19 protein-coding genes and 1 pseudogene are annotated in these 22,921 nt (G+C 73.9%); 11 read left to right on the forward strand and 9 right to left on the reverse strand.

Translation table 11 applies throughout. The features are described 5' to 3' along the window. Positions 1-27: 27 nt before the first annotated feature. Positions 28-615 (reverse strand): isocitrate lyase/phosphoenolpyruvate mutase family protein, encoded by a 588-nt coding sequence (locus ACFYO8_RS03555; protein WP_387256786.1) that lies wholly within the window; start codon positions 613-615, stop codon positions 28-30. Between ACFYO8_RS03555 and ACFYO8_RS03560 the strand changes: the two genes are divergently transcribed. Beyond that, the gene (locus tag ACFYO8_RS03560; RefSeq protein ID WP_354870809.1) at positions 599-907 is read left to right on the forward strand and encodes an aminotransferase class IV; all 309 of its coding nucleotides are present in this window, start codon (positions 599-601) and stop codon (positions 905-907) included. The two genes, ACFYO8_RS03555 and ACFYO8_RS03560, sit on opposite strands and share 17 nt — an antisense overlap. Positions 908-1,091: 184 nt before the next feature. Here the strand turns inward: ACFYO8_RS03560 and ychF are convergent, their stop codons facing one another. From ychF to ACFYO8_RS03575, 3 genes are read right to left on the reverse strand one after another with little or no spacing between them, the layout of a single operon-like run. Then, on the reverse strand, positions 1,092-2,177 hold the full coding sequence (gene ychF / locus ACFYO8_RS03565; protein ID WP_354870745.1) for a redox-regulated ATPase YchF: 1,086 nt from the start codon (positions 2,175-2,177) through the stop codon (positions 1,092-1,094). 58 nt (positions 2,178-2,235) lie between these two features. Further along, a complete protein-coding gene (locus tag ACFYO8_RS03570; protein ID WP_354870743.1) occupies positions 2,236-2,982 on the reverse strand; it encodes a peptidase E in 747 nt (248 codons plus the stop codon). A gap of 26 nt (positions 2,983-3,008) precedes the next feature. After that, positions 3,009-3,521, reverse strand: a complete 513-nt coding sequence (locus ACFYO8_RS03575) for a MarR family transcriptional regulator (protein WP_354870741.1) — start codon at positions 3,519-3,521, stop codon at positions 3,009-3,011. Between the two features lie 92 nt (positions 3,522-3,613). Here ACFYO8_RS03575 and ACFYO8_RS03580 point away from each other — a divergent pair. Next, positions 3,614-4,435, forward strand: a pseudogene (locus tag ACFYO8_RS03580) (EamA family transporter); the annotation flags it as partial. 50 nt (positions 4,436-4,485) lie between these two features. Here ACFYO8_RS03580 and ACFYO8_RS03585 read toward each other — a convergent pair. Next, positions 4,486-4,950: a hypothetical protein gene (locus tag ACFYO8_RS03585; RefSeq protein ID WP_354870739.1), complete on the reverse strand. Its 465-nt coding sequence runs from the start codon at positions 4,948-4,950 to the stop codon at positions 4,486-4,488. Positions 4,951-5,193: 243 nt separating this feature from the next. Between ACFYO8_RS03585 and ACFYO8_RS03590 the strand changes: the two genes are divergently transcribed. The 5 genes from ACFYO8_RS03590 to valS all read left to right on the forward strand — a co-directional run bounded on the left by ACFYO8_RS03590 (position 5,194) and on the right by valS (position 13,827). Then, complete coding sequence (locus tag ACFYO8_RS03590; RefSeq protein WP_354870737.1) at positions 5,194-6,645, forward strand: AlkA N-terminal domain-containing protein; 1,452 nt, start codon at positions 5,194-5,196, stop codon at positions 6,643-6,645. After that, positions 6,642-7,154 (forward strand): methylated-DNA--[protein]-cysteine S-methyltransferase, encoded by a 513-nt coding sequence (locus ACFYO8_RS03595; protein ID WP_354870735.1) that lies wholly within the window; start codon positions 6,642-6,644, stop codon positions 7,152-7,154. The genes ACFYO8_RS03590 and ACFYO8_RS03595 overlap by 4 nt, the downstream gene beginning before the upstream one ends. Positions 7,155-7,191: 37 nt before the next feature. Further along, positions 7,192-9,012 carry an ABC transporter ATP-binding protein gene (locus ACFYO8_RS03600; protein WP_387188761.1) on the forward strand — a complete coding sequence of 607 codons (1,821 nt, stop codon included), beginning with the start codon at positions 7,192-7,194 and terminating at the stop codon, positions 9,010-9,012. A gap of 86 nt (positions 9,013-9,098) precedes the next feature. Further along, positions 9,099-10,931: an ABC transporter ATP-binding protein gene (locus ACFYO8_RS03605; RefSeq protein ID WP_354870804.1), complete on the forward strand. Its 1,833-nt coding sequence runs from the start codon at positions 9,099-9,101 to the stop codon at positions 10,929-10,931. A 331-nt stretch (positions 10,932-11,262) separates the two neighbouring features. Beyond that, positions 11,263-13,827 carry a valine--tRNA ligase gene (gene valS, locus ACFYO8_RS03610; protein WP_355094245.1) on the forward strand — a complete coding sequence of 855 codons (2,565 nt, stop codon included), beginning with the start codon at positions 11,263-11,265 and terminating at the stop codon, positions 13,825-13,827. A gap of 43 nt (positions 13,828-13,870) precedes the next feature. Here valS and ACFYO8_RS03615 read toward each other — a convergent pair whose 3' ends face one another. From ACFYO8_RS03615 to ACFYO8_RS03630, 4 genes are read right to left on the reverse strand one after another with little or no spacing between them, the layout of a single operon-like run. Then, a complete protein-coding gene (locus ACFYO8_RS03615) occupies positions 13,871-14,581 on the reverse strand; it encodes an ABC transporter permease subunit (protein WP_354870733.1) in 711 nt (236 codons plus the stop codon). Continuing rightward, positions 14,581-15,540 carry an ABC transporter ATP-binding protein gene (locus ACFYO8_RS03620; protein WP_354870731.1) on the reverse strand — a complete coding sequence of 320 codons (960 nt, stop codon included), beginning with the start codon at positions 15,538-15,540 and terminating at the stop codon, positions 14,581-14,583. Before ACFYO8_RS03620 ends, ACFYO8_RS03615 begins: the two co-directional genes overlap by 1 nt. Then, positions 15,537-16,418, reverse strand: coding sequence for an ABC transporter permease (locus tag ACFYO8_RS03625; protein ID WP_354870728.1), 882 nt, complete (start codon positions 16,416-16,418; stop codon positions 15,537-15,539). The genes ACFYO8_RS03620 and ACFYO8_RS03625 overlap by 4 nt, the downstream gene beginning before the upstream one ends. Continuing rightward, positions 16,411-17,325 carry an ABC transporter ATP-binding protein gene (locus ACFYO8_RS03630; protein ID WP_354870726.1) on the reverse strand — a complete coding sequence of 305 codons (915 nt, stop codon included), beginning with the start codon at positions 17,323-17,325 and terminating at the stop codon, positions 16,411-16,413. The genes ACFYO8_RS03625 and ACFYO8_RS03630 overlap by 8 nt, the downstream gene beginning before the upstream one ends. A gap of 154 nt (positions 17,326-17,479) precedes the next feature. On the opposite strand from ACFYO8_RS03630, the gene ACFYO8_RS03635 reads away from it, so the two are divergent. The 4 genes from ACFYO8_RS03635 to galT all read left to right on the forward strand — a co-directional run bounded on the left by ACFYO8_RS03635 (position 17,480) and on the right by galT (position 22,714). After that, positions 17,480-19,027 carry a glycosyltransferase family 2 protein gene (locus tag ACFYO8_RS03635; protein ID WP_354870724.1) on the forward strand — a complete coding sequence of 516 codons (1,548 nt, stop codon included), beginning with the start codon at positions 17,480-17,482 and terminating at the stop codon, positions 19,025-19,027. A gap of 128 nt (positions 19,028-19,155) precedes the next feature. After that, positions 19,156-20,685: an adenylyl-sulfate kinase gene (cysC, locus tag ACFYO8_RS03640; protein WP_354870722.1), complete on the forward strand. Its 1,530-nt coding sequence runs from the start codon at positions 19,156-19,158 to the stop codon at positions 20,683-20,685. 170 nt (positions 20,686-20,855) lie between these two features. Beyond that, complete coding sequence (locus ACFYO8_RS03645) at positions 20,856-21,644, forward strand: DeoR/GlpR family DNA-binding transcription regulator (RefSeq protein WP_357711075.1); 789 nt, start codon at positions 20,856-20,858, stop codon at positions 21,642-21,644. Beyond that, a complete protein-coding gene (gene galT / locus ACFYO8_RS03650) occupies positions 21,641-22,714 on the forward strand; it encodes a galactose-1-phosphate uridylyltransferase (RefSeq protein ID WP_354870718.1) in 1,074 nt (357 codons plus the stop codon). Before ACFYO8_RS03645 ends, galT begins: the two co-directional genes overlap by 4 nt. Positions 22,715-22,921 lie beyond the last annotated feature (207 nt).

A 22,921-nucleotide genomic window follows, 5' to 3' on the forward strand; every position in this document is an offset into this window, starting at 1 on the left:
CAGGCGACCGGAGGACCACCGCTCGAGTCAGCCCTTCGAGGGGATCGCAGCCATCAGCGCATCGGTCTCGGCGAAGCCGAGTGAGCCGTCGAGGGCCTGGTAGGTGCCGGCGGTCAGCAACTCGCAAGCGGCGCGCCGCGCCGCCGCGTACGCGGCCAGGGCGATCGCCGGGCCGAGGCTGACCCTCGTGACGCCCAGGCCGGCAAGCTCACCGATCGAGGGTGAGCCCGGACCGGCCATGACGTTCAACGGCACCGTGAGCTTGGCGGCGAGCGCCGCCACGGTCTCGGCATCGGCCACACCGGGCACAAAGACGCCGTCTGCGCCAGCGGCGATGTAGGCCGCCGCGCGGTCAAGCGTATCCCGCAGCCGGGTGGAGGGATCTCCGAGCGACATCAGGTAGGTGTCGATCCGGGCGTTGATGAACAGCGCCGAACCGGCGGCCTTCCGCGCAGCCGCGATCCGTTCGGCGTGTTCGGCGGCCGGCCGCGGACCGTCTTCCAGGTTGACACCTACCGCCCCGGCGTCGAGCCCCCCCCCGGATCGTCTCGGCGACCCCGACGGGGTCCTCCGCGTACCCGCCTTCGGTGAGGGCCGGTTGAGCGAAGCGACCATTTGGAACCTCGCCCTGTGGGATGGCGAGCGGGTCATCTGGCCGCAGGCCGACATCCTGCCCGGAGTAACCATGCAGATCGTCACCCGCCAGCTCCAGAAGCTCGGCGTCCCTCAGCAGACTCGCGAAATCCGCCGAGCCGACCTGAGCGAGGACCTGGCCGTCGTCGTCATGAACTCGTGGACCCCAGCCATTCATGTCTCCCGCCTGGGAGACAGGCAGCTCGCGAACGGCGCCAACTTCGCCCACCTCCTGCACGAGGCATATCACGCCGAGCCCTCAGCCCGGCCCTGAAACCGGTGTGAGCAGTTGGTTGACCGCCATCCGCTGCCGGGCGAACAGGTGGCACGCTGCCGCGACTCCACTCGGCTACCGCCGCCTGCCGACCGTCGTGCCCTCCGGGGTGCAGGCGTGGGGTGTGCTCCCGGTGAACCCCAGGCGAGGAACCAACCTCGTGACCTGCGACAACAGGCCAGATTCAGACGTTGAAGCGGAACTCCACCACGTCGCCGTCCTGCATCACGTACTCCTTGCCCTCGATCCGGACCTTGCCGGCGGCCTTGGCCGCCGCCATCGATCCGGCCGCGACCAGGTCGGCGTAGGAGACCACCTCGGCCTTGATGAAGCCGCGCTGGAAGTCGCTGTGGATCACCCCGGCGGCCTCCGGCGCGGTCGCGCCGACCGGGATCGTCCAGGCCCGCGCCTCCTTGGGGCCGGCCGTCAGGTACGTCTGGAGCCCGAGCGTCCGGAAGCCCACCCGCACGAGCTGGTTCAGGCCGGGCTCGGACTGCCCGATCGACTCCAGCAGCTCGCGGGCCTCCTCCTCGGGCAGGTCCACCAGCTCCGACTCGATCTTGGCGTCCATGAAGACCGCCTCGGCGGGCGCGACCAGGCCGCGCAGCTCGTCGAGGAACTCGGCGTTGCCCAGCTCGGCCTCGTCGACGTTGAAGACGTAGAGGAACGGCTTGGTGGTGAGCAGGTGCAGCTCACGCAGGTGTTCCAGCTCGACCTTCGCGGCGGCGGCGCCCGCGTAGAGGGTGACGCCGCTGTCCAGGACCTCGACCGCCTTCTTGGCGGCCTCGACGGCGGCGGCCCGGTCCTTGCGGAGCTTGGCCTCCTTCTCCAGCCGGGGCAGCGCCTTCTCCAGCGTCTGGATGTCGGCCAGGATCAGCTCGGTGTTGATCGTCTCGATGTCGTCGGCCGGGGAGACCTTGCCGTCGACGTGCACCACGTTCGGGTCGGAGAAGGCACGCACCACCTGGCAGATCGCCGATGCGTCCCGGATGTTGGCGAGGAACGCGTTGCCCCGTCCCTGCCCCTTGGAGGCGCCTCGGACCAGGCCCGCGATGTCGACGAACGAGACCGGCGCCGGCAGCACCTTCTGCGAGGAGAAGATCTCGGCCAGCTTGGCCAGCCGCTCGTCGGGCAGCCCGACCACACCGACGTTCGGCTCGATGGTGGCGAACGGGTAGTTCGCGGCGAGCACGTCGTTCTTGGTCAGCGCGTTGAACAGGGTGCTCTTGCCCACGTTGGGTAGGCCGACGATGCCGATGGTGAGACTCACGACGAGTCAGCTTACGCGGTTCGCCGCCCGCGCCGGGCAGGCAGGTCCGCGAAGCCGGTCACTCCGACGCGGCGGACAGCAGGCGCGGCTCGATCCGGGTCTCGGCGACGGTGCCGTCCTCGGCGCGGACCAACTCGTACGCGGCCACGCCGGGCCGGTCGGCAACGGCCTCGGCCAGCCGGGTGCCCCGGTAGATCAGCCCCACCCCGTCGTCGGTGCAGTGGCTGGCCGGCAGCGTGCCGTCGGCGACCAGCCGGTGCATGAGCGGGCGGCGCTGCTCCTCGCTGTCGTAGTGCACGCCGTTGCCGTACGGGAGCCAGCCCAGCCCTTCGGTGAAGGGCCGCAGCGTCGGGCCGTAACTGTCGGTGGCGCCGCCGGTGTGCCAGCAGATCGACCCGGCGGAGACCCCGCCGAGCACCACTCCGGCCTGCCAGCACTCGTGCAGGATCTCCGGCAGGCCGTGCACCCGCCAGACCGCGCAGAGGTTCGCCACGCTACCGCCGCCGACCCAGATGACGTCCTGCGCGAGCAGGTGGGCGCGAATGTCCTCGACGTTCGGCATCGGGTAGAGCGCCAGGTGGGAGGCGCGGAACCGGGTGCCGGCGAAGGCGCCGTAGAAGACGGTGAACCCGGTCGGCTGGTCGCCGGTGGCCTGGCCGAGGTAGCAGACGCGCGGCGCGTCACCGGCCCCGGCCAGCTCGGCCATCAGGTCGAACAGGGCGCTGGGCCGCGCGTCCCAGGGGCCACGCCGACGGCTGGAGAAACCCATGCTGGTGGCGACGATCGTCGGTTCGCTGGCGGGCATGGGCGTCCTTCCGGTGACGGTGCCGATCATTGTGCCGGACCCGAAGCGTCGGTGCCGGCCGCCGCGAGCAACGTGCGCAACAGGTCGGCCAGCCGGTCCTGGTCGGCGGGCGGAAGCGCGTCGAGGATCCGCCGCTGCACCGCGAGCCCGGCCTCGACCGACTCGTCGACCACCCGGCGGCCGGTGTCGGTGAGGCTGACCCGCAGCGCCCGCCGGTCGGCCGGGTCCGGCGAGCGCCGCACCAGGCCGGCCCGTTCCAGCCGGTCGAGCCGCCCGGTCATGCCGCCCGAGGTGAGCATCAGCGAGGCGGCGAGCGCCTTCGGCGCCAGTGTGTACGGCGAGCCGGAGCGCCGCAGCGCGGCCAGCACGTCGAACTCGCCCCGGCCGATGCCCCAGTCCGCGTACACCTTCTCCTGGCCGTCGCCGACCAGGCGGGCGAGCCGGTAGATGCGGCCGAACACGGCCATCGGCTCGGGCCGCATGCCGGGGCGCTCCCGCCGCCACTGCTCGACGATCACGTCCACCTCGTCGCCTGTCACGGCTGCCGATTGTGCCGCACGTCCCACTTCCCCTTTTCGTTCGGGGCTGATTAGCTTAGCGCTAAGATACTTATGCCCAAGAAGAGGCTGCCATGAACCGCCACTGGACCGACGTCGCGCTCACCGCCGCCGCGCCGCTCACCTGGGGCACCACCTACCTGGTGACCGCCGAACTCCTTCCCCCGGACCGGCCGCTCTGGGCCGGGGCGATCCGCGCCCTCCCGGCCGGTCTGCTGCTGCTCGCCCTGACCCGCCGGCGACCACACGGCCCCTGGTGGGGACGAGCCGCCGTGCTCGGCGCGCTGAACATCGGGGTGTTCTTCCCGCTGTTGTTCCTCGCCGCGTACCGGCTGCCCGGCGGCACCGCCGCCGTGCTCGGCGCCACACAGCCGCTGCTGGTGGCGGTGCTCACAGTCGCGGTGCTCCGCGACCGCCCCACCCGGCCGGCGCTGGTCGCCGCCGTGGCCGCACCGCTCGGCGTCGCCCTCGTGGTGCTGCGTCCGGGTGCCGGCCTCGACCCGCTCGGCGTCGCCGCCGGACTGGCCGGCGCCGTGGCGATGGCCGCCGGGCTGGTGCTCACCCGCCGCTGGGGACGGCCACCCGGTGTGGGCGTCCTCGCCGCGACGAGCTGGCAGCTCGTGGCCGGCGGCCTGATGATCGCGCCGGTCGCCGCGGCCGTCGAGGGCGCGCCGCCCGCGCTCGACGGGCCGGCAGTGCTCGGGTACGCGTGGCTCGGGCTGGCGGGCACCGCGCTGGCGTACGTGCTGTGGTTCCGCGGCGCGGCGCGGCTGCCGGTGTCCCGCGTGTCGGTGCTGGGCGCGCTGAGCCCGCTCACCGCCGCCGCGCTCGGCTGGGTGGTGCTCGGCCAGGCGCTGGACCCGGTCCAGCTCACCGGGTTCGCGGTGGCCGTGGCGGCCATGATGCTCGCCCAGTTGCCGGACCGAACGGCGATGCCACCCGGCGCTCAGCCGGCCCGCAGCCGGCGCCAGTCCTCCGGCCGGGTGTCGGCGGCGATGCCCTCGGGCAGCACACCGGCCGGCAGCTGCGCCGCGGCCGCGAGCGGCAGCGTGAACCGGTGCGCGGCGGCGGGCCCGGCCGCATACGACCGGTCGAGCAGCCACCGCACCTCGTCCGCGGTCCAGCCCAGGCCGGGGCGGGCCGCGATCTCCCGGACCAGCCGCAGGCCGACCCGGGTGTCGTCGTCGTAGAAGCGCATGCACCAGTGGTGTGCCCACATGCCGAGCGCGCGCAGCCCGTCCGGGTCGAGAGAGCCGGCGAGCCGCCCGCAGGCGGTGTCCGCGAAGGGGCGGCCGGGGTCACCGGCCCGGTCACGCTCGATCGCGCCGTAGGCGGCCGGCGCCACCGCCCGCATCCGCTCGTAGAAGCCCTCCACCACCGCCGCGTCCAACGGCGCCCGCCCCGATCGCATCAGCGGACACCCCGCCCGGCCACGCTCGCCATCCCCCGCACCTCTTCTTGAGTTGGTGGCGGGACGCTACCGACCACTTACGACACTTTCTCGGGTCCGCTGGTCATGATCCACGCCACCTCGCCGAGGTGGCGGCATCCCGGGGCCGGGGATACCGCCACCTCCCCGAGCTGGCGCGACTGCCTCACGTCATGTCCGAATCCCGCCAGCCGAGCCTGGGAGCTGCGAGGCAGGATCGAGGGCATGGAGCTGGACTTCGAGCGGTGCTACCGGGCCGTCGACAGCCGCGACCCGCGGTTCGACGGCTGGTTCTACACCGGCGTGACGTCGACCGGGATCTACTGCCGGCCGTCGTGTCCGGCCATGACACCGAAGCGGCGCAACGTCCGGTTCTTCCCGTCCGCCGCCGCCGCGCAGGGAGCCGGGCTGCGGGCGTGCCGCCGGTGCCGGCCGGACGCGGCACCGGGCTCGCCCCAGTGGGACGTCCGGGCCGACCTGGTCGGCCGCGCCATGCGGCTGATCGCCGACGGCGTGGTGGACCGGGACGGGGTGCCCGGTCTGGCCACCCGGCTGGGCTACACCGAGCGGCACCTGCACCGGATGCTCCGGGCCGAGCTGGGCGCCGGCCCGCTGGCGCTGGCCCGGGCCCAGCGCGCGCAGACCGCCCGGATCCTGATCGAGACCACCGGCCTCGGCCTGGCCGAGGTGGCCTTCGCCGCCGGGTTCGGCAGCGTCCGGCAGTTCAACGACACGGTCCGCGACGTCTACGGCGGCACCCCGTCCGAGCTGCGGGCCGGGCGACGCGGCCCGGCCGCGACCGCCGGGGCGGGCACGCTCGCGCTACGGCTGGCCCACCGGCCTCCGCTGCACGCGGGCGCGCTGCTGGACTTCCTCGCGCTGCGTGCGCTACCCGGCATCGAGGTGGTCCGCGAGCGCACCTACCACCGAGGGCTGCGCCTGCCGCACGGTCCCGCCACGGTGGCGCTGACCCCCGCCGACGGATACGTGGCCGCCACGCTGCGGCTGGCCGACATGCGTGACCTGGCCCCGGCCGTGGCCCGCTGCCGCCGCCTGCTCGACCTGGACGCCGACCCGGTCGCGGTGGACGCCACACTGGCCGCCGACCCCGCGCTGGCCCGGGCCGTCGCGGCGGAGCCGGGCGTCCGGCTGCCGCACGCGGTCGACGGCTTCGAGCTGGCCGTCCGCGCCGTCGCCACCCAGCAGGTCTCGCTGACCTCGGCGCGGACCACGCTCACCCGCCTGCTCGCCGCCACCCGGTCCGCCACCGGGACGGGTGCCGGCGACCCGGCGGACGGCCTGGTGGCGTTCCCCGGCCCGGCCGAGGTGCTCGCCGCGCCGGACACGGCGTTCCGGATGCCGGCGGCCCGCCGGGAGACGATCCGGGCGCTGGCCCGCACGGTCGCCGACGGCGAGCTGGACCTGGAACCCGGCGGCGACCGGGAGGAGGCGGTCCGGCTCCTGGCCTCGGTGCCCGGCATCGGCCCGTGGACCACCGGCTACCTGGCCATGCGCGCACTCGGCGACCCCGACGTCGCGCTCACCACCGACCTGGGCGTCCGCCGCGGCGCGGCAGCGCTCGGCCTGTCCGACGACCCGAAGACCCTGTCCGCGTACGCCGACCGCTGGCGCCCCTGGCGGTCGTACGCGACCATCCGACTCTGGAGAGCAGCATGAGCACTGTGGACAGCACAGTCATCGACACCCCCAGCGGCCCGTTGAGCGTGCTCGCCGGCCCCAGCGGGGCGGTACGCGCGGCGGGTTTCACCGCCGACCCGGCGGCCCTGATGCTGTTGATCCACCCGAGTCTGCGCGGTGAGCTGCGGGAACGGGCCGAACTCGGTCCGGTGACCGCCGCCGTTCGCGCCTACCTGGACGGTGACCTGGCCGCCATCGACGCGGTGGCGGTCGAGCAGCACACCGGCGGGCCCTTCCTGACGCACGCCTGGCGGGTGCTGCGCGACGTCAAGCCCGGCGACCCGGTCACCTACACCGGGTTCGCCGCGCTGGCCGGGCGACCGGCTGCCGTGCGGGCCGCCGCGGCGGCCTGCGCCCGCAACGCCGCCGCGCTGTTCGTGCCGTGCCACCGGGTGCTGCGCACCGATGGCACGCTGGGCGGCTACCGCTGGGGGCTGGATGTGAAGAAGTGGCTTCTCGGGCATGAGGGACGGGTGACGGCTAGCTGACAGCCGCACCGGCACCCCCGGCGGCTACCGTCTGGTAGTGCCCGCGTCCAGCGACGGCAATCCCGCGGCGCATATCGACGCCCGGTCCCAGCCGCTGCACAACCTCTGGCGGCTGCGGCCCTACCTGCGCCCGTACGCGATGGAGTTCGCCTGGCTGCTGGTGGCGGCGCTCGCCGCCACCGCGGCGAGCCTGGCCGTCCCGCTGGTGGTGCAGCGGGTGGTCGACGGGCCGGTGGCCCGGCACGACGAGGCCGGGCTGCTCCGGCTCGGTGGCCTGGCGCTGCTGCTCGGCATGGCCGAGGCGGTCCTGATCTTCATTCGCCGCTGGACGCAGTCGTCGTCCTCGGTGGGCATGGAGGCCGCCATCCGCGCCGAGATCTACGCCCACCTGCAGCGGCTTCCGGCCTCCTTCCACGACCGCTGGCAGTCCGGTCAGTTGCTGTCCCGGATCACCAGCGACCTGTCGGTGATCCGGCGGTTCCTCTCCTTCGGGCTGCTGTTCCTGGTGCTCAACCTGGTCACCTACGCGGCAGTGGTGGCGCTGCTGATCCGGCTGCACCCGTGGCTGGGACTGCTGGTCGCGGCCAGCGCCGTACCGCTGTTCCTGATCAGCCGCCGTTTCGCGCGCCACTACCACGCGGCGTCGCGCCGGATGCAGGACCAGCAGGGCGACGTCGCCACACTGGTCGAGGAGACGGCGCTGGGGCTACGCACCATGCGGGCGTACGGGCGCGGGCCGGAACTGGCGGCCCGGTTCGCCGTCGGCGCGCGCCGGCTGCACGACACCGGGATCGGTAAGGCCCGGCTGCTGGCCCGTACGTCCGCGCTGTTCGACCTGGTGCCCAACCTGACGCTCGGCGCCGTCCTGGTGGCCGGCGCCGCGGCGGTCGCCGACGGCGCCCTGTCCATCGGCGAGCTGGTCGCGTTCGTCAGCCTCCAGCTCATGCTGATCTGGCCGGTACAGTCGCTGGGCTGGATCATCGCAAACGGTCAGGAGGCCGCGACCGCCGCCGACCGGATCCAGGAGGTGCTGGACACGCCGCCGACCATCGTGGACGGCCCGCAGGCCCGGCCGCTCGACCGGAGCGAGGTACGCGGCCGGCTCCGCTTCGAGGGGGTCCGCTTCCGCTATCCCGGCACGTCCGCGCCGGTGCTGCGCGACCTGGACCTGACCGTCGAACCGGGCGAGACGATGGCGCTGGTCGGCGTCACCGGCTGCGGCAAGAGCACGCTGCTGTCGCTCGTCCCCCGGCTGCACGAGGCGACCGGCGGCCGGCTCACACTCGACGGGAACGACGTGCGTGACCTGCGGTTGGATTCGTTGCGCCGACTGGTCGCCGTGGCGTTCGAGGAGCCGACGCTGTTCTCCATGTCGGTCTGGGAGAACCTCACCCTGGGCCGGCCGGACGCGAGCGAGGACGAGGTCCGGGCCGCGCTGGCGCTGGCCCAGGCGGAGTTCGCGTACGGGCTGCCGTGGGGGCTGGCCACCCGGGTCGGTGAGCAGGGGCTGTCGTTGTCCGGCGGGCAGCGGCAGCGGCTCGCGCTGGCGCGTGCGGTGCTCGGCCGGCCCGCGGTGCTGGTGCTCGACGACCCGCTCTCCGCGCTCGACGTGCACACCGAGGCGCTCGTCGAGACGGCCCTGCGCCGGGTGCTGCGGGAGACCGCGACCACCACCCTGCTGGTGGCGCACCGCCCCTCGACAGTGGCGCTGGCGGATCGGGTGGCGTTGCTCGACGACGGCCGGATCGCCGCCGTCGGCACCCACTCGGATCTGCTGGCCCGGGTGCCCGCGTACCGGGCGGTGCTGTCCGCCGAGCCGGAGCGCCGGACCGGCGGCGTCGGACTGGTGCGCTCGTGACCGGCCGTGTGCCGCGGGTGCCCCGGCCGCGCGACGCGCCGAACGGTGACGGTGCGACCGGCGAACGCCACGGCGACGATGACGACCTGTCCCACTGGCGAGGGCGGGCCAGCGATCCGGACGCCGACCGCAGCCGGGCCGAGGACTCCTCCCCGGAGGCGGTGGCCCGGCTGCGCGCCCGCAGCCGGCTGCTGCTGCGGCGGCTGCTGCGCCCGCACCGGCGGACGCTCGGCCTGGCGGTGGCGTTGCTGCTGGCCCAGAACGCCGCCGCGATGTCCGGGCCGTACCTGGTCATGCTCGGCATCGACCGGGGCATCGGGCCGCTGCGGTCCGGTGGTCCCGGCCCGCTGATCGCCGTGGCCGCCGCGTTCGTGGCCGCGACCGCTGTCGAGTACGCGGCCCGGCGCGCGTTCCTCACCCTCGCCGCCCGGATCGGCCAGGCCGTCCTGCTCGACCTGCGCCGCCGGGTGTACGGGCACTTCCTCCGCCTCGACGTCGGGTTCCACGAGCGCTACACGTCCGGCCGGATGGTGTCCCGGCTGACCAGCGACCTGGAGTCGATCGCCGAGCTGGTCGACGGCGGCATCGACAAGCTGGCGATGGCCGGGCTCTCCGTGCTGTCGGTGGCGGGCATCCTGCTCTGGCTGGACCTGCCGCTGGCGGCGGTGACGCTGCTCGCGTTCCCGTTCCTGTTCGTGCTGTCGCGCTGGTTCGCCCACGCGTCGGCCGGGGCGTACCGGCGCACCCGGGAGGCGGTGGCGCTGGTCATCGTGCACTTCGTCGAGTCGCTGCGCGGGATCCGGGCCGTGCAGGCGTACCGGCGGGAGGAGCGCAACGAGCACATCTTCGGCGGGGTGAACGACGACTACCGGCGCTCCAGCCTGCGCGCGTTCCGGCTGATCGCGATCTACTCGCCGGGCATCCGGCTGATCGGCAACCTGACCGCGGCGGTGGTGCTCGGGTACGGCGGGTGGCGGGTGCTGGGCGGCGACGTGGAGGTGGGCGTGCTCGCCGCGTTCCTGCTCTACCTGCGCCGCTTCTTCGAGCCGATGGAGGAGCTGAGCCAGTTCTACAACTCGCTCCAGTCGGCGACCGCGGCGCTGGAGAAGCTGGCCGGGGTGCTCGACGAACGCCCGGCGGTGCCCGAACCGGTCCGGCCGGTGCCGCTGCCCGCCGGGCCGCCGCGCGGCGCGGTGACCTTTCGGTCGGTCTCCTTCGGCTACCGCCGGCAGACGCCGATCCTGTCCGGCCTGGACCTGACCGTGCCGGCCGGGCAGACCGTGGCGTTGATCGGGCCGACCGGCGCCGGGAAGTCCACAGTCGCCAAGCTGCTGGCCCGCTTCCACGACCCGGACGCCGGGTCGGTGTGCCTGGACGGGGTGGATCTGTGCGACCTGGCCGACGCCGAGCTGCGCCGGGCGGTGGTGCTGGTGACCCAGGAGACCCACCTGTTCAGCGGTTCCGTGGCCGACAACGTCAGGTTCGGCCGCCCCGACGCCGACGACGAGGCGGTGGTGGCGGCGGCCCGGGCGATCGGCGCGCACGAGTTCATCGCCGCGCTGCCCGACGGGTACGCGACCGACGTGCACCGGCGCGGCGGGCGGCTCTCGGCGGGGCAGCGGCAGCTCGTGGCGTTCGCCCGGGCGTTCCTGGCCGACCCCCGGGTGCTGATCCTCGACGAGGCGACCTCGTCGCTCGACGTGCCGACGGAACGCCTGGTGCAGCGGGCGCTGCACCAGGTGTTGCGCGACCGGACCGCGCTCGTCATCGCCCACCGGCTGTCCACTGTGGAAACCGCTGACCGGGTGCTGGTGCTCGACGGCGGACGGGTCGTGGAAGACGGCCCGCCGGCCCGGCTCGTCACGGCCGGCGGCCGCTACGCCGCCCTGCACCGGCAGTGGCGCGACTCCCTGCGCTGACAGGCATCCGGCGCCGGTACGGCCATGCCCCGGGTGACACTGCGGAGCAGCGGCATGGCCGGGGCCAGCCACGGCGGACACCGTCATCGCGGCCGCGCCGGACGCCAGCACGGCGGCCGCCCGGCCGGGCTCCGGATCGAGGGCGTCCGACGGGTCGGCGGCGACCAGTACCAGACCGGCGCCGATCGCCAGGCCGGCGCCGATGGCTGCGATCATGGCGCCTTTTCGGCATCGTGGACGGTGCGATGCCTACACGACCCGTCAAGGGCCGCACGCCGCTCAGCACGGCAAAGCCGTGGAGCGGCACGGCCCGAATCCCTACCATCGGCTGATGACCGACACGACGATCAGCGCCCGCGGCGGCGTCCCCGAGCGTCCGAGCCTGGACGGCCTCGAGGAGACCTGGGCTCGCCGCTGGCAGTCCGACGGCACGTACGCGTTCGACCGTACGAAGGAGCGCTCGGACGTATACGCGATCGACACTCCCCCGCCGACCGTGTCGGGCGAACTGCACATGGGGCACGTCTTCTCGTACACCCACACCGACACGGTGGCCCGGTTCCAGCGGATGCGCGGGCGGACCGTCTTCTACCCGATGGGCTGGGACGACAATGGGCTGCCCACCGAGCGACGGGTGCAGAACGTCTACGGCGTGCGCCCCGACCCGGCGCTGCCGTACGACAGGGACTGGCGCCCGCCGGGCGCGCCGGTGGACGACGCGGCCCGGAAGAACCCGACGGCGATCTCCCGGCGCAACTTCATCGAGCTGTGCGAGCTGCTCACTGTCGAGGACGAGAAGGCGTTCGAGACGCTGTGGCGGCGGCTCGGGCTGTCGGTGGACTGGTCGCTGACGTACACGACCATCGGGTCGGCGGCCCGCGCGGCCAGCCAGCGCGCGTTCCTGCGCAACCTGGCCCGGGGCGAGGCGTACCAGGCCGAGGCGCCGACGCTCTGGGACGTCGGGTACGGCACCGCTGTCGCGCAGGCGGAACTGGAGGACCGGGAGCGGCCCGGCGCGTACCACCGGCTGCGGTTCACCGGCCCGGCCGGCCGCGAGGTCCTGATCGACACCACCCGGCCGGAGCTGCTGCCGGCCTGCGTGGCGCTGGTCTGCCACCCCGACGACGAGCGGTACGCGGACCTGGTCGGCGCGTCCGTGCGTACCCCGGTGTTCGGGGTCGAGGTGCCGGTGCGCGCGCACCCGCTGGCGGACCCGGCCAAGGGCACGGGCATCGCGATGGTCTGCACGTTCGGTGACCTGACCGACGTGACCTGGTGGCGGGAGCTGCGGCTGGACACCCGGGTGGTGATCGGCCGGGACGGGCGGCTGCTGCCGGAGCCGCCGGCCGGCGTGCCGGCGGAGCCCTACGCGGCGCTGGCCGGGCAGAGCGTCAACGGCGCCCGGCGGACGCTGGTGGAGCTGCTTGCCGACGCGGGCGACCTGGTCGGCGAGCCGCGGCCGATCACCCATCCGGTGAAGTTCTACGAGCGCGGCGACCGGCCGCTGGAGATCGTGTCGACCCGGCAGTGGTATCTGCGCAACGGCGGCCGGGACGCCGGCCTGCGTGAGGAGTTGCTGGCCCGGGGGCGGGAGCTGCGCTGGGCGCCGGAGCACATGCGGCACCGGTACGAGCACTGGGTGGGCGGCCTCACCGGCGACTGGCTGGTCAGCCGGCAGCGGTTCTTCGGCGTGCCGGTGCCGGTGTGGTACCGGCTCGACGACGCTGTCGAGCCGGACTGGTCCCACCCTCTCACACCGGACGAGGCGATGCTCCCGATCGACCCGACGAGCGAGCCGCCGCCCGGATACGACGAGTCGCAGCGTGGCGAGCCGGGTGGTTTCACCGGCGACCCGGACGTGCTGGACACCTGGGCCACCTCGTCGCTGACCCCGCAGATCGTCGGCGGCTGGGAGACCGATCCGGACCTGTTCGGCCGGGTCTTCCCGATGGACCTGCGCCCGCAGGGGCACGACATCATCCGGACCTGGCTGTTCGCCACGGTGGCCCGGTCCCACCTGGAACACGGCGCGCTGCCCTGGCACACCGCTGTGCTCTCCGGCTGGATCCTCGACCCGGACCGCAAGAAGATGTCCAAGTCCAAGGGCAACGTGGTCACGCCGATGGCGCTGCTGGAGCAGAACGGATCCGACGCGGTCCGCTACTGGGCCGCCAGCGGCAAGCCGGGCACGGACCTGGCGTACGACCCGGCCCAGGTCAAGGTGGGCCGCAGGCTGGCCACCAAGCTGCTCAACGCGTCCCGGTTCGCGCTCGGGCTGGGCGCCGCCGACGCGCTGCGGGCCCCGGTGACCCAACCGCTGGACACCGCGATGCTCGCCGAACTTTCCGGCGTGGTCGGGACGGCGACGTCCGCCTTCGACGGGTACGACCACACCGCCGCCCTGATGGCCACCGAGGCGTTCTTCTGGCGGTTCTGCGACGACTACATCGAGTTGGTGAAGGAGCGCGCCTACGGCACCGGGCCGGCGGCGGACTCGGCCCGGGCGGCGCTGGCGACCGCGCTGTCGGTGCAGTTGCGCCTGTTCGCGCCGGTGCTGCCGTTCGTCACCGAGGAGGTCTGGTCGTGGTGGCGGTACGGCTCGGTGCACCGCTCGCCGTGGCCGACCACGTACGAGGTGAGCCGCGCGATGGCCGCGCCGGGTGACCCGGAGCTGCTGCGGCTGGCCGCGGACGCGCTGGGTCAGGTGCGCCGCGCCAAGTCGGAACGGAAGCTGTCGATGAAGGCGGACGTGCCGCTGGCCGAGGCGCTCGGACCGGCGGCAGTGCTCGACCAGCTCGGCGCCGTCGCCGACGACCTACGCTCGGCGGGCCGGATCGCGAAACTGGACCTGCTGCCCGACCGCACCACCGAACTGGTCATCGCCTGCGCGTTCTGACCGTGCGGGGCGGCCGGCGTCATGCCGGCCGCCCCGTCCGAGGTCAGCTCGTCTCGCCGGCCACGCTGAACGAGCGCAGGCGGTCGATCGCCAGCACCGTGAACCCGACCGCCACCAGGGCGGTGAGGACGGCCGCGACCGGCACCGAGACGCTGGTGCCGAGCAACGGCGTCGGCGCCATCCGGTCGGCCAGGGCGATCACCCACTGCTGGATCGACAGCACCCGGGTACCGCCGACGAACCGGCCCAGCAGCCCTTCCCAGATCAGCACGTAGACCAGGCCGAGCAGCACCGGCCGCCGGGTCACCAGGCTCAGCGCCAGGAACAGCGCCGAGTACGCCAGCGCGCCTGCCGCCGAGGCGGCGACCAGGGCGAGTCCGAGGCGTACCGAATCGGCCAGCACGCCCGCGACGTAGATCGGGACGCCCACGGTGACCGCGCTGACCCCGGCCGCGACCGCCAGCTTCGGCAGCACGATCTGCCAGCGCGGCAGCGGCTTGGTGAGGATGTGCACGACGGTCCCGTCGTCGATCTCCGCGCCCAGCACGCCGGTGCCCACGATCAGGGAGACCACCGGCAGCACCACCGCCAGGCCGAGGCCGACGAGCACCGGCGGACCCCACTGACCCGGGTCGACGCCGAGCGACCGGCAGAGCACCGCCAGGCCGATGAGGACCAGCGGCAGCGGCAGGAGCATGAGGAACCGGCTCCGGCCGAACAGGCCGCGCGCGGTGATCCAGGTGACTGTCGACATCATGCCTCCACCAGATACGAGAAGACGCTCTCCAGCGACTCGTCCTCCGGCAGGAGCTGCCGGACCCGGATGCCGTGCCGGAGCGCGATCCGGGGCAGGGCCCGGGTGAACGCGCCGTAATCACCGGCCTTGACGGTCAGGCCGCTACGGCCCAGCTCGACGCCGGATACCGACGCCTCGGCCATCAGCGCCACCGCCAGCGCCCGGTCGTCGGTGGAGCGGACCGCGAACACGTGCGGCCGGTTGGTCATCAGGCGGCGGATGGTGCGGTAGTCGCCGGAGGCGGCCAGCCGGCCGGCGACCATCACCTGGACCGTGCCGGAGACCTGCTCGACCTCCTCCAGGATGTGCGAGCTGAACAGGATGGTCCGTCCCGCGTCGCCGAGCCGGTGCAGCAGCGCCATCATGTGCAGCCGCTGGCGTGGGTCCATCCCGTTGAACGGCTCGTCGAGCAGCAGCACCTGCGGATCGTGCACCAGCGCGGCGGCGACCCGGGTGCGCTGCCGCATGCCCTTGGAGTAGGTGCCGATCCGGCGGGTCTGCGCGTCCTCCATCTCGACCAGCTCGATCGCCCGCCGCGTCGCCGTCTCCGGGTCGGGCAGCCCGTGCAGCTTCGCGCTGGCGAGCACGAACTCGTACGCGCTGAGGAACGTGTGCACCGCCTCGCGCTCGCTGACCAGACCCAGCCGCCGGTAGACGGCGGGGTTGCGCCAGGTCGGCTCGCCGTCCAGCGTCACGGTGCCCCGGGACGCGGACAGGAAGCCGGCCATCATGTGCAGCAGCGTGGTCTTGCCGGCGCCGTTGGGGCCGAGCAGGCCGGTCACGCCGGGGCCGAGCCGCATGGTGACGTCGTTGACGGCCACCACGTTGCCGTACCAGCGGGAGACGCCCGCCAGGTCGAGCGTGCTCGTCGTGGCGGCGGGCGTGCCGGCCGCCGGCTGGGTGCTGATCGCCGTCATCGGGCGGCCACCTTCCGGTATCGCAGGAGCAGCAGGCTGACGCAGACGGCGACCAGCAGCACGGCGACCGCGGCGTAGACCGGCCCGAAGTCACCTATCGGCATGCCCCCGCCCTGGCCCTGGGTCAGCGCGTCGCCGAGCGCCCAGGCGCCCACGCCACCGACGAGCGTCGGCGGGGAGACGAGGAAGGCCAGCTCGTTCACGGTGGCCGACGGGAGGATGGACAGCACGCCGACCACCGGCGTGGTCATCAGGAAGACCGCCACGATGCCACCGGCGGCGAACGCGCGCTTGCCGGTGAGCGAGGCGACGAGCAGGGCGATCGAGGCGAACACCACTGCCCAGAGCCCGGCGTAGAGCAGGCCGGGCAGCAGGTCGAGCAGTTCGTCCCACACCCCGCGTACGCCCCGGTTCGTGGTGAACGCGGCGCCGAGGAACATCACCAGTTGCGGGCCGCCGAGCAGCAGCCAGAGCGCGGTGACGAGCGCCAGCAGCTTGGACAGGGCGTAGTCGCCGCGCGGCAGCGGGCGGGAGAAGTACAGCGGCAGCACGCCGCTGCGCAGGTCGCGGGAGACCAGCTCGGGCGCGGCCACCGCGGTGAAGAAGATGACCAGCCAGCTCATCGCGTCGGCGAACTGGGCGTACGTCATCACCACCTCGCCGATCTGGCTGCGCACCGCGGTCACCCCGGCGGCCACCACGGTGACCACGGAGACCACCAGCCACGGGAAGATCTTGGCCTTGGCGCTGCGGCCCAGCCCGAAGACGGTACGCACACCGTGCAGGTAGAGCGCACCGAAGACCTGCCGGCGGCCGAGCCGCGGACCGGTGTAGCGCTGGTAGCCGATGTCGTGGATGACCCCGGTCGCGTCAGACATGGCTGGGCTCCCTCGCGGCGAAGAGCTCGGCCACCCGGTGCCGCCGCTGGTCCAGCCGGTGCAGCGGCAGGTCCAGCTCGGCGACCGCGCCGAGGATCTGGTCGTAGGTGGCGTCGTCGGCGAGCGGGACGAGCAGCAGCCGCCCGTCGCGGCTCACCGGCAGGTCGAGCGCGGCGAGCCGGGCGGCCAGTTCCTCGGTGCCCTCGCTCACCTCGACGGCGAGCACGTCGGTGGCGGTGGTCATGGCGGCCACCCGGTCGGCGCGCAGCAGCCGGCCGCCGTCGATGGCGACGAGCGTGTCGCAGATCCGCTCGACCTCACCGAGCAGGTGCGAGCAGACCATCACCGAGATGCCGAACTCGGTGCCGATCCGGTGGATCAGCGCGAGCATGGCGTCCCGGCCGGCCGGGTCGAGGCCGTTCGTCGGCTCGTCGAGCAGCAACAGGTCGGGATCGTGTACGAGCGCCTGGGCGAGCTTGACCCGCTGCTTCATGCCGGTGGAGTAGCCACCGACAGCCCGGTGCCGTTCCTCGTGCAGACCGACGTGGCGCAGCGCCTCGGAGGCCCGTTCCCGGGCGACGGTGCGCGGCAGACCGCTGATGCGGCCCAGGTGGGTCACCAGCTCGGCGGCGGACAGGTCGGGCGGGAGGGCGTCGTGCTCGGGCATGTAGCCGACGCGGGCGCGGACCGCGGCCGGGTCGGTGGTGGGGTCGAGGCCGAGCACCTGCACCCGACCGCTGGTCGGCGGGAGCAGACCCAGCAGGATCTTGATCAGAGTGGACTTGCCGGCGCCGTTCGCGCCCACCAGCCCGATGATCCCCGGCTCGACCGACACGGTGAGGTCGGTCAACGCGGTGACCCGGCCTCCGTACGTCTTGGTCAGCGACTCGGTCGCGAGCAGTGTCACGCCGTTCAGCGTAGAACTCCAGAGCTGCGCCCGAGCCCGTCCGGACCCCGGCGATCCCCTGATCCTCGACCGCTTGCTCCCCTAGGTGGCGGGGACGGGGTAGCGGCCGGGCGGGGAAGCTGCCACCGTATGTGGGCGAATCGACGGGGGCGGCATGAGCGACGGCACGGACCGGCCGGCGGTGAGCGTGGTGGTGCCCACGTACAACTGCGGCGCCAACATCGATCCGCTCGTCGCCTCGCTGACGCGGCAGGGCCTGCCGCCCGGTGGATACGAGGTGGTTTTCGCCGACGACGGGTCGACGGACGGTACGCCGCAGCGGCTGGACGAGCTGGCCGCCGCCGACCCGCACGTGCGGGTGCTGCACCTGGAGCACTCGGGCTGGCCGTCGCACCCGCGCAACTGCGGCCTGGAGCAGGCGCGCGGCGAGTACGTCTTCTTCGCCGACGACGACGACTGGTTCGGCGACGAGGCGCTGGCCCGCCTGCACGCCTGCGCCCGGGACCACGACGCGGACATCGTCATCGGCCGGATGGTCGGGCACCGGCGGGGCGTCCCGCGGGAACTGTTCCGGGAGAACCGGTTCGCCGCCACGCTCGCCGACGCGCCGCTGGCCGACAGCATGACCTGTCACAAACTGTTCCGGCGGTCCTTCCTGGAGCAGCACGGGCTGCGGTTCCCGGAGGGTCACCCCCGCCGCCTGGAGGACCACCGGCTGATGGCGGCGGCCTACCTGCTCGCGGGGCACGTCTGCGTGCTGGCCGACCACCCCTGCTACCACCACGTCCGCCGGGTGGACGCGGGCAACGTCACCGCCACCCGGATGGACCCGGCCGAGTACTACGCGGCGTTGCGCTCGGCGCTGGACATCGTCGACGAGCACCGGCCGGCCGCCACGGCCCGCCTCCGGCTGCACCGGCGCTGGCTGCGCAAGGAGATGCTGAGCCGGCTGCGCGGGCAGGCCCTGCTGAGCGCGCCGCAGCAGTGGGCGGACCAGGTGGCCGGCGAGGTGGGTCAGCTCCTCAAGGAGCGCTTCGCGCCGGAGGCGGTCGCCGGGCTGCCGCCGATCTTCCAGGTGATCGCACACCTCGCCGGGCAGGGGCGGATGGCGGATCTGCGCCGGCTGGCGGAGTGGGAGGCCAGCGTCCGGGCGCACGCCACAGTCGACACGTGGCGGGTGCGGGGGCGGACGCTGGCCGTCTCCGTCTCCGCCCACCTGGCCGCGGGGGACGAGCCGCTGCGCTTCGACGACCAGGGGCTGCCGGTGCTTCCGCTGGCGAACACGGCGCCGGCCGGGGCCGTGCTGCGGGCCGGCGGGGCGAGGACCGACCTCGTCGTCCGCCGCCGGGAGACCCGGGAGGAGTTCTTCCTGCCGGTCGGCACCAGCACCGAGCGGGTCGACGACGGCCGGATACGGCACCGCAGCACCGCGACCGTCGACTTCGCGGCGCTCGCCGGCGGCCGGACCCGGGGCACCTGGGAGGTGCGGGCCCGGGTGGTCCAGGCCGGCTGGGCGCTCGACACCCGCCTGCCGCTGGTGGTGCGTTGCGCGGCCGACGGCGGCCCGCCCCGGGTGGAGGACGCGCGCCGGCTGCGGTCCCGGATCCGCCACGCGGTCCGGCGACTGCGGGACCGCGCGGTCGGCCGGTCGGCGCGCGCCGGCAGCCGTTCGCACGATCGACCGGCCGGGGCCGGCCGGTAAGGATTCGGTGACCCGGCTCGTCCTCGGCACTGTCGCCGGACACGCGATCACCGGGAGGCCGGGTGGCGCTCTCGACCGATCGCCGGTGGGCTGCGAAACTGTGTGCCGGCCGGTGAGTTGGGGGTTCGATGAGCAACGGGTGGCTGCTGCCCGAGGACGTTCTGCGGGATGCGCCGTCGTACGCGCCCAGACCCGCTGAGCTGGCCGATCTCCAGTTGTTGCTGAGTGGCGCGTACGCACCGCTCACCGGTTTCATGAGCCGGGCCGACCTGGCCTCGCTGAAGCGGCGCGGCCGGCTGGCCGACGGCACGTCGTGGCCGGTGCCGGTGACGCTCCAGGTTCCGGCGGCGCTCGCCGACGGGCTGGACCCGGCGGACCCGGCACGCCGGGCGGTGGTGCTCACCGACGGTGAGGGCGCGCCGGTGGCGGCGATGGACGTGACCGACGTCTGGCCGGGCCGTGAGGGCATGGTGGGGGTCGGTGGCGCGGTGCGCCGCCTGGGCGACGGCGGCCACGGGCCGTTCCAGCGGCTGCGGCGCGGCCCCGACGAGGTACGCGGGTTGCTGCCGCCGGGCCGGGTGCTCGGCGTGTTCGCCGACCGCCCGTTGCACCGGCCGCAGCTCGCGCAGATCGCGCACGCGGCCCGTACGCTCGGCGCGCACCTGCTGGTGATGATCCCGGTGGGTGAGGAGTCGATCGGCGGCCTGCCGGCCGAGGCGCTGGTGCGCAGCGTGTTCGCCGCCCGCGACCGGATGCCCCCGGCGACGCTCGTGGCGGCGCCGCTGGTCCGGCGGCGCGACGAGATCAGCGACGCGCTGCTGCGGGCCCGGGTCGCCGGCGCGTACGGGGTTACCCACCTGCTCTCCACCGAGGGCATGCTCTCCGGCGCCGGCCTGCGCGTGCTGGTGCCCCGCGAGCTGGCCTACGACAACCGGGACGGCCAGTGGCGCTGGCGCGAGGACATCCCGCCGCGCAACCGCCGGCTGGCGCTGAGCACACGGGAGATCGACGACCTGCTGGACCGGGGTTTCCCGCTGCCCGAGTGGCACACCCCGCCGGCGGTGGCGAAGGAACTGACCCGGGCCCGTCCGCCGCGGCGGCACCGGGGCCTGGTGATCTTCCTGACCGGCCTGTCCGGCTCGGGCAAGTCGACGATCGCCAGAGGGCTCGCCGACGTGCTCCGCGAGCAGGGCGACCGCACGATCACGCTGCTCGACGGCGACGTGGTGCGGCGGGAGCTCTCCGCCGGGCTGGGGTTCAGCAAGGCCGACCGGGATCTCAACGTGCGCCGGATCGGCTGGGTGGCCGCGGAGATCGCCCGGCACCGGGGCGTCGGCATCTGCTGCCCGATCGCGCCGTACGCGGCGGCTCGCGCCACCGCCCGGGAGATGGCGGAGACGGCCGGGGCGGGCTTCCTGCTGGTCCACGTGGCGACGCCGCTGGCGGTCTGTGAGCAGCGCGACCGCAAGGGCCTGTACGCCCGCGCCCGCGCCGGCCTGATCACCGGGATGACCGGCATCGACGACCCGTACGAGGAGCCCACCGACGCCGACCTGGTGGTCGACACCTCGGAGATCAGCGTCGAGGAGGCCGTCGGGAAGGTGATGGAACACCTCACCGAGACGGGCTGGGTGGAGCCCCGCCTCCAGCCCGCCTGATCGCCGGCTGCGTTCCGGCACACCCCGCACGTCGACCGCCGCCGTCCGGCCTTCCGGACGGCGGCGGTTTCGCCTCACCCCTCGCTGCGCGGTAGTGTTCGCCTTTGTTGGAACACGTTCGACCGCGTCGAGTGTCCGCGCGGTCGGTGAGACGCGGAGGTGAGCCGGGGATGCTGGCGCGGCAGCGGCAGACGGCGATCCTGGAACGACTGCGCCGCGCCGGCGGCGTCCGGGTCACCGAGCTGGCGGCCGAGTTCGGCGTCTCCGACATGACGATCCGACGCGACCTGGACACGCTGCACGAGCAGGGCCTGCTCGCCAAGGTGCACGGGGGCGCGACGCCGGCCGGTCCCGGTTCCACCGACGAGCCCGGCTTCCACGCCAAGTCCGTCCGCCAGTCCGCCGAGAAGGCCGCGATCGCCGAGCACGCCGCGCGGCTGGTCCGGCCCGGCGCCGCGATCGCGCTCTCCGCCGGCACCACCACGGCCGAACTGGCCCGGCGGCTGGTGGACGTGCCCGGCCTCACGGTGGTCACCAACTCGCTGCCGGTGGCGGAGGTCCTGCACGTCGGGGGCCGGCCGGACCAGACGGTGGTGCTCACCGGCGGCGTACGCACGCCGTCGGACGCGCTCGTCGGCCCGCTCGCCGTGGCCGCGATCGCCGCGCTCCACCTGGACCTGCTGTTTCTCGGCGTACACGGGATCAGCGAACGGGCCGGCTTCACCACGCCCAATCTGATGGAGGCGGACACGAACCGGGCGCTCGTGGCAGCGGCGGACCGGCTCGTGGTGCTCGCCGACCACACCAAGTGGGGCACCGTCGGCATCTCGTCGATCGTGCCCCTGGACGCGGCGGACGTGCTGGTCACCGACGACCGGTTGGCACCCGGGGCCCGACGGGTACTCGACGACAGGGTGGGCGAGCTGGTGACGGTGCCCACGACGAGGGGGGCGGAGTGAAGCGTACGCAGATCGCGCTGGCCGACGGCCGCGAGCTGATCTACTTCGACGAGCGGGACGACGCGGTCCGCGACCAGCCGGACCGGCGGGACCTGCCCCCGCCCCCGCCCGCCTCACAGCTGCGGTACGACCCGCTGACCGACGAGTGGGTGGCGGTGGCGGTACACCGGCAGACCCGCACGTTCCTGCCCCCGGCCGACCAGTGCCCGCTCTGCCCGTCCCGGGGCGAGCGGCACAGCGAGATCCCGGCACCCGACTACGACGTGGTGGTCTTCGAGAACCGGTTCCCGTCGCTGAGCCAGCGGGTAGCCGACGAACCGGCCGAGATCACGCCGTTCACCCCGGTACGCCCCGGACTCGGCAGGTGCGAGGTGGTCTGCTTCACCGACGACCACAACGCCTCGTTCGCCCGGCTCTCCCCGCACCGGGTGCGGACGGTGCTCGACGCGCTCGCCGACCGCACCACGGCGCTGAGCGCGCTGCCCGGCGTGGAGCAGGTCTTCCCGTTCGAGAACCGGGGCGTGGAGATCGGGGTGACGCTGCACCACCCGCACGGGCAGGTCTACGCGTACCCGTTCGTCACGCCGCGCACCCGCACCATGCTTGCCGCCGCCCGGCGGCACGCCGAGCGCACCGGGGGCAACCTCTACGCCGACGTGCTGGCCGCCGAACGGGCCGCCGGGGAGCGGGTGGTGACGAGCAACGCGCACTGGACGGCGTACGTCCCGGCGGCGGCGCGCTGGCCGTTCGAGGTGCACGTGGCGCCGCACCGGCCGGTGCCGGACATCCCGGCGCTCGACGACGCCGAGCGCGACGCGTTCGGGCCGCTCTACCTGGACCTGCTGCGCCGCTTCGACGGGCTGTTCGACATGCCCATGCCGTACATCGCGGCCTGGCACCAGGCGCCGGTACGGATCGACCGGGAGCTGGGCCACCTGCACCTGCAGCTGTTCAGCATCCGGCGGGCCAAGGACAAGCTGAAGTACCTGGCCGGGTCGGAGTCCGGCATGGGCGTGTTCATCAACGACATCGCCCCGGAACGCGCCGCCGAGCTGCTGCGCGCCGCGTGAAAGGAAGGGCCCCCTATTAACGCCTGCGGTAGAGGAAGGGCCCCTTGTTAACAACCGCGGCCCGGGCGTGGGGGCGCGGGGGGCCCGGGACAGGACCCCCCGCAGGGAAGGGACGGCTGGCTGCGCTCAGCAGCCACGAAGGTCGGCCGGCCGGCGCGCGACCGTGACCCACCTTCCTGGACGCGACTGGCATCTCGTCCACCCTGT

Origin of the sequence: Micromonospora sp. NPDC005257, from assembly GCF_042872445.1 — a bacterium.
Classification (GTDB): domain Bacteria; phylum Actinomycetota; class Actinomycetes; order Mycobacteriales; family Micromonosporaceae; genus Micromonospora.